This window comes from Micromonospora sp. RTP1Z1, from assembly GCF_033804685.1.
Classification (GTDB): domain Bacteria; phylum Actinomycetota; class Actinomycetes; order Mycobacteriales; family Micromonosporaceae; genus Micromonospora.
This window is the reverse complement of the sequence record NZ_JAPFQV010000147.1, coordinates 1-843: the sequence shown is the minus strand read 5'-3', so window position 1 is coordinate 843 and position 843 is coordinate 1. Positions and strand designations below refer to the sequence as shown.

Sequence of the window (843 nt, the reverse complement as noted above, 5' to 3'; positions counted from 1 at the left end):
GTGGTGGCCATGCCACCGTCACCCCCGTCGACGTGCCCCCGTGGCATGCAGTGGTCGTTGCGGTCCTGGTCCTTGCGGTCCTGGTCCTTGCGGTCCTGGTCCTTGCGGTCCTGGTCCTTGCGGTCCTGGTCCTTGCGGTCGCGGTCCTTGCCGTCGTGGTCCTTGTTGTCGCGGTCCTCGTCCTTGCGGTCCTGGTCCTTGCGGTCCTGGTCCTTGCGGTCCTCGTCCTTGCGGTCGCGGTCCTTGCCGTCGTGGTCCTTGTTGTCGCGGTCCTCGTCCTTGCGGTTCTCGTCCTTGCCGTCGTGGTCCTTGTTGTTCTCGTCCTTGCGGTCGCGGTCCTTGCCGTCGTGGTCCTTGTTGTCGCGGTTGTTGCGGTCCTCGTTCGACTGGTCGTCGGCCATGCCGCCGCCCTGGCCCCAGGACCCCGGCTGCCCGGTCTCGTTCCAGTCCTTGCCGTCGTCGTGCTTGTTGTTCTCGTCCTTGCGGTTCTCGTCCTTGCCGTCGTCGTGCTTGTTGTTCTCGTCCTTGCGGTTCTCGTCCTTGCCGTCGTCGTGCTTGTTGTTCTCGTCCTTGCGTTCGTGGTCCTTGCCGTCGTCGTGCTTGTTGTTCTCGTCCTTGCGTTCGTGGTCCTTGCCGTCGTCGTGCTTGTTGTTCTCGTCCTTGCGGTCCTCGTCCTTGCCGTCGTCGTGCTTGTTGTTCTCGTCCTTGCGGTCGAAGTCCTTGCGGTCCTCGTCCTTGCGGTCCCAGTCCTTGCGGTCGAAGTCCTTGTGGTCCCAGTCCCCGTGGTCCCCAGGGCAGAACTCAAGAAGACTGACCTGCGGCTTGGCGACGACGTTGCCCGTG

At 63.9% G+C, this 843-nt stretch carries 1 protein-coding gene; it reads right to left on the bottom strand.

All coding sequences use genetic code 11. From position 1 onward, the window contains the following. Positions 1-843: hypothetical protein (locus tag SLP03_RS31445; RefSeq protein WP_319464266.1), on the bottom strand; the 843-nt coding region annotated here is incomplete at both ends.